Source organism: Streptomyces sp. 5-10 (assembly GCF_014712245.1).
Lineage (GTDB): Bacteria > Actinomycetota > Actinomycetes > Streptomycetales > Streptomycetaceae > Streptomyces > Streptomyces violaceusniger.
Genome location: NZ_JACVYG010000132.1, coordinates 1 through 5,839, shown reverse-complemented (window position 1 = coordinate 5,839; position 5,839 = coordinate 1). Strand labels below are relative to the sequence as shown.

Sequence of the window (5,839 nt, the reverse complement as noted above, 5' to 3'; positions counted from 1 at the left end):
CGGCGGATCGCGGTGGACTACGCCTCCCACTCCCCGATGGTGGCGGGGATCCGTGACGCGGTCCTGGCGGGGCTGTCATCGGTGCGACCGGTCGCCGCCGAGGTGCCGTTCTATTCGTCGGTGACGGGTGGCCGGGTGGACGGTGCCGAGCTGGGTGCGGAGTACTGGTACACCAACTTGCGCGAGCGTGTGGACTTTCGGCGCGCGGTGTCGGGGCTGGGGGAGGGCGGGTTCCGGGTCTTCCTGGAGATGAGCCCGCATCCGGTGCTGACCACGTCGATCGAGGAGACGGCGGAGGCTGTCGCCCTGGGTACGCTGCGACGTGGCGAGGGGACACTCGACCGGATCCGCCTCTCGCTCGCCCTGGCGCACCAGCACGGGATCCCCGTGGACTGGAGCGCCGTCTTCCCCGACGCCACTCGCGTGGAACTGCCCACGTACGCCTTCCAGTACCAGCGGTACTGGCCTCGTGCCGGTTCGAGCGCGGTGGACGTCACCGCGGCGGGGCTGAGCGTTCCGGACCATCCGCTGCTCGGGGCGGGGACCGAGCTGCCCGGTGACGGCGGCCACCTGTTCACCGCCCGCCTGTCGCTCGCCACCCACCCCTGGCTGGCCGACCACGCCGTGGCCGGGACGGTGCTGCTGCCCGGAACCGCCCTGCTGGAACTGGTCATCCACGCGGGCGACGAGGTCGGTTGCCACCGGGTCGACGAACTCGTGCTGGAGAAGCCGCTCGTCCTGCCGGAACAGGGGAGTGTCCAGGTACAGATCCACGTGGACCGGCCCGCCGCCGACCACCGCAGGACCGTGCGGGTCTTCGCCCGCGGTGGAGCCAACTGGACGCAACACGCCTCCGGCACCCTGTCCACCGGTGAGCACGAGGGCGGCGACCCCGAATCCGGGATCGCGTCCTGGCCGCCCCCGGGCGCGGAGAAGATCGAGCCGGTGGCGGTGTACGACGCTCTCGCCGAGGAGGGATACGGCTACGGCCCGGCGTTCCGGGGCCTGAACGCCGCATGGCTGACCGAGGACGGCGTCTGCGCCGAGGTGGCGCTTCCCGAGCACGAGCGGGCCGAGGCGGGCGCCTTCGGTCTGCACCCCGCCCTGCTGGACGCCGTCCTGCACGCCACAAGCCTGCTGGGCAGCACCGGTGTGCTTCCGTTCGCCTGGAGCGGGGTGCGCCTCCACGCGAGCGGGGCCACCTCCCTGCGGGCCCGGCTGCGAAGCATCGGCCCGGACACCGTCGAGCTGACCGTCGTCGACCCCGCGGGCGCACCGGTGCTGACCGCCGCGTCCCTGGACTTGCGCCGATACACCGCCGTGGACTCCGCCATCGACGCCCCGCTGTACCGGCTCGCCTGGCGGCCGGTGCCCGCCGACCCGGACCACGCCCGTACCGTCGTCGAGCTCGACCCGCGGACCTGGGCACTGCCCGACGCGAGCGCGGGTGCCGACGCGGCCGTGGTCCGCCTCGGCCCGGTGGACGACGAGACGCTGCCCGGCACCTACCGGCTCACGGCACGGGTGCTCGACCTGCTGCGGGCATGGCTGGCCGAGCCACGGCTCGAAGAGGTCTCGCTCGTCTTCGTGACCGAGGGCGGCGTGGCCACCGGTGACGAGGACGTCGTACCCGCGGTGGCGGCCGCCCGCGGCCTGATCCGGTCCGCGCAGACCGAGAACACGGGCCGGTTCGTCCTGGTGGACACGGACGGGCCCCAGGTGCCGGACGAGCTGATCTCGCGCGCGCTGGCAAGCGGAGAACCCCAGCTCGCGGTGCGCGACGGCGCCCTGCTCGCGGCCCGGCTGGCCGAGCCCGGCACGCTGACGCCACCGGCCGGTCCGTCATGGCGCCTGGAGACCACGCGGAAGGGCAGCCTCGACGACCTCGCCCTGATCCGGTGGCCCCGCGCCGAGGAACCGCTCGGACCCCAGGAAGTCCGGGTCGACGTCCGGGCCGCCGGGGTGAACTTCCGCGATGTCTTCGACGCGCTGGGCATGAACCGGCGTGCGGCGACCCCGCTGGGGGCCGAGGTGTCCGGTGTCGTGCTGGAGACCGGGCCGGACGTGACCGGTCTGGTCCCCGGCGACCGTGTGTTCGGCCTGACCGTCGGCGCCTTCGGGCCGCTGACCGTCACCGATCACCGGCTGCTCGCGCCGATGCCCGACGACTGGACCTTCGCGCAGGCGGCATCGGTGCCCGTCGTGTTCCTCACCGCCTACTACGGACTGCTCGACCTGTCCGAGGTGCGCGCGGGACAGTCCCTGCTGGTGCACGCGGGCGCCGGTGGCGTCGGCATGGCGGCCATCCAACTCGCCCGGCACTGGGGTCTTGAGGTCTTCGCCACCGCCAGTGAACCCAAGCAACACGTGCTGCGCCGGCTGGGCGTTCCCGATGACCACATCGCCTCCTCGCGCACCCTCGACTTCGAGCGGCGCTTTCTGGAGGTCACCGGTGGCCGGGGCGTCGATGTCGTACTGAACTCGCTGGCCGGCGAGTTCGTGGATGCCTCGCTGCGGCTGCTGCCCAGGGGCGGGCGGTTCGCCGAGATGGGCAAGACCGACATCCGCACCGAGGTGCCGGACGGCATCGGCTACCGCGCCTTCGACCTGGCGGAGCTGGAGCCCGACGCCGTACAGGAACGGCTCAAAGCCCTGCTCGACCTGTTCCGTGACGGTGTGCTGAAGCCCCTCCCGGTGTCCACGTGGGACGTCCGGCGCGGACGTGAGGCGTTCCGGTACATCAGCCGTGCCCAGCACATCGGCAAGGTCGTGCTGACCATGCCGCGGCGCTGGAACCCGCGGGGCACCGTCCTGATCACCGGCGGCACCGGCGGCCTGGCCGTGTCACTGGCCCGCCACCTGGTGACCACGCGGGGCGTACGGCATCTGCTCCTCGTCAGCCGGAGCGGACCGGACGCGCCCGGCGCGGCGCGGCTGGTCGCGGAGCTGGCCGAGCACGGGGCCCGGGTCCAGGTGCGTGCCTGCGACGTCGGCGACCGGACGGCACTGGCGGACCTTCTCGCCACCATTCCCGCCCAGCACCCGCTGACGGCCGTCGTGCACGCCGCAGGGGTACTCGACGACGGCGTGATCCAGTCGATGACCCCCGAACGGCTGGCCACCAGCCTGCGCTCCAAGGCCGACGGCGCCTGGCACCTCCACGAGCTGACCCAAGACCTCGACCTCGCCGCGTTCGTGCTCTACTCCTCGGCCGCCGCCGTGATGGGCAGCGCGGGCCAGGGCAACTACGCCGCCGCCAACGCTTTCCTCGACGCCCTCGCCACCCATCGCAAGGCCGCGGGGCTGCCCGCCACGTCGATCGCGTGGAGCCTGTGGGCCGAGGCGAGCGGCATGACCGGCGCGCTGACCGCACGGGACATCGACCGGATCGCCCGCTCGGGTCTGCCCGCGCTCTCCACCGACGAGGCGCTGGCCATGTTCGACGCGGCGGTGGCGCAGGACGAGCCCGCGGTCGCCGGAATGCGCCTGGACCTGCCGGCCCTGCGGGCCGCCGCGTCGGCACCGCACATCCTGTGGGCACTGACCGGCACGACCGGCCGCAGGCACGCCGACACCGGAGAAGGCGCCCTCGGCGACCGCCTCGCCCGGATGAGTCCGGCGGACCGGGCCGCCGAGCTGACCAGGCTGGTGCGCGCGCAAGCCGCCGCGGTGCTCGGCCACCCCGACGACGGGTCACTGGAGGCCGACCGCCCGTTCAAATCCCTCGGCTTCGACTCGCTGACCGCCGTGGAACTGCGCAACCGTATCGGCACCCAACTCGGCTTGCGGCTGGCCGCCACCATCGTCTTCGAGCACTCCTCGCCCACCGCACTGGCCGAGCACCTGTCCTCCCGCATCGGCGGCGACCGGCCCCAGGAGAACCCGGTGCTCGTCGAACTGGCCCGGCTGGAGGACGCCTTCGCCCGGTTCGACGGCGACCCCGGGATCCGGGAGCAGGTGATGCGCAGGCTGTCCGCACTGCTCGTGACCGACACCGAGGCCCAGGACACCGATCTCGGCGAGGCCACCGACGAGGAAATGTTCGAGCTGCTCGGTAAGGAGTTCGGTATCTCATGACCAGCACAGAGGCCAAGCTGCGGCACTTCCTCAAGGAGACCACCGAGGACCTGCGGCGCACTCGCCGCCAACTGGACAAGCTCCTGGCCACGCGCAGCGAACCCATCGCGATCGTCGGCATGGCCTGCCGGTACCCCGGCGGTGTGCGCAGCCCCGAGCAGCTGTGGGAACTCGTCGAGTCCGGCGGTGACGCGATCACCGACTTCCCCACCGACCGGGACTGGGGCGAGGTGCCGTCCAGCACCCGCTCCGGCGGATTCCTGCCCGACGCGGCCGAGTTCGACCCGGCCTTCTTCGGGATGTCCCCGAGGGAGGCGCTGGCCACCGATCCGCAGCAGCGGTTGCTGCTGGAGCTGGCCTGGGAGGCGCTGGAGCGCGCCGGGATCGTGCCCGGCACCCTCCGCCAGAGCCGGACCGGTGTGTTCGTCGGCGCGCTGCACCAGGACTACCAGTCGGTACTCGACCAAGTGCCCGATCTGCCTCCCGGGTTCTCCGCGACGGGCAACGCGTGCAGCGTGATGTCCGGCCGCATCGCCTACACCCTGGGCCTGGAAGGCCCGGCGGTCACCATCGACACGGCGTGCTCCTCGTCGCTGGTCGCCCTGCACCAGGCCACGCTGGCGCTGCGGTCGGGGGACTGCTCCCTTGCCCTGGCGGGCGGGGTGACCGTGATGTCCACGCCGTCGGCCTTCATCGACTTCACCCAGCAGGAAGGTCTGGCCCCCGACGGCCGTTGCAAGTCGTTCTCCGACGACGCCGACGGCACCAGCTTCTCCGAGGGCGCGGGCCTGCTCGTCCTGGAGCGGCTCTCGGACGCGACACGCAACGGACACCAGGTGCTGGCGCTGTTGCGGGGCTCGGCGGTCAACTCCGACGGGGCGTCCAACGGACTCACCGCGCCCAATGGCTCCGCTCAGCGCCGCGTGCTCAGCAGCGCCCTGGACAACGCCGGTCTGCGCCCGTCCGACGTGGATGTGGTCGAGGCGCACGGCACCGGGACGAGGCTGGGCGATCCGATCGAGGCCGGGGCGCTGCTGGCCACCTACGGTCAGGACCGGGAACGCCCCCTGCTGCTGGGCTCGTTGAAGTCGAACATCGGCCACACCCAGGCGGCGGCCGGGGTCGGCGGCGTGATCAAGATGGTCGGCGCGCTGCGGCACGGAATCGTCCCGGCGACGCTGCACGTGAGCCGGGCGAGCTCCCACGTGGACTGGGCGGACGGCGCCGTCGAACTGGTCACGGCCGCGCGACCGTGGCCGGAGACCGACCGGCCACGGCGCGCCGGAGTGTCGTCGTTCGGCATCTCGGGCACCAACGCGCACGTGATCGTCGAGCAGGCCGCGCCACAGCCCCAGGCCGCGTCCCCGGGGGAGGGGCCCAGGGAAGAGGGGCCGAGCCCGTGGGTGCTGTCCGGCCAGGACGCGTCCGCGCTGCGCGAGCAGGCGAGGCTGCTCGACGCGCACCTGAAGGGCCGCACGCTGTCCGCCCGGGACATCGGCCGTGCCCTGGCCCTCTCGCGCACGCACTTCGCGCGGCGTGCCCTGGTCACCAGCCCCGAGGGCCTGCGCGCCCTCGCCCAGGGCGAACCGTCCGCGGACCTGGTGCGGGGAACGGCGCTGTCGGAGGCTGGTCCGGTGTGGGTGTTTCCGGGTCAGGGGGCGCAGTGGGTGGGGATGGCGGTGGAGTTGTGGGGGGAGTCGCCGGTGTTCGCCGCGGCGATGGAGGAGTGTGCGGCGGCGTTGGCGCCGTTCGTGGAGTGGTC

The 5,839-nt window shown here is 72.9% G+C and carries 2 protein-coding genes; both read left to right on the top strand.

Annotation, left to right across the window (positions count from 1 at the left end; translation table 11 throughout):
• The coding region (locus tag IEJ02_RS47270; protein ID WP_191070429.1) for an SDR family NAD(P)-dependent oxidoreductase at nucleotides 1-4,077 on the top strand (4,077 nt) is incomplete at its 5' end.
• A partial coding sequence (locus tag IEJ02_RS47265; RefSeq protein WP_191070428.1) for a type I polyketide synthase occupies nucleotides 4,074-5,839 on the top strand: 1,766 nt, incomplete at its 3' end. The genes IEJ02_RS47270 and IEJ02_RS47265, both read left to right, overlap by 4 nt.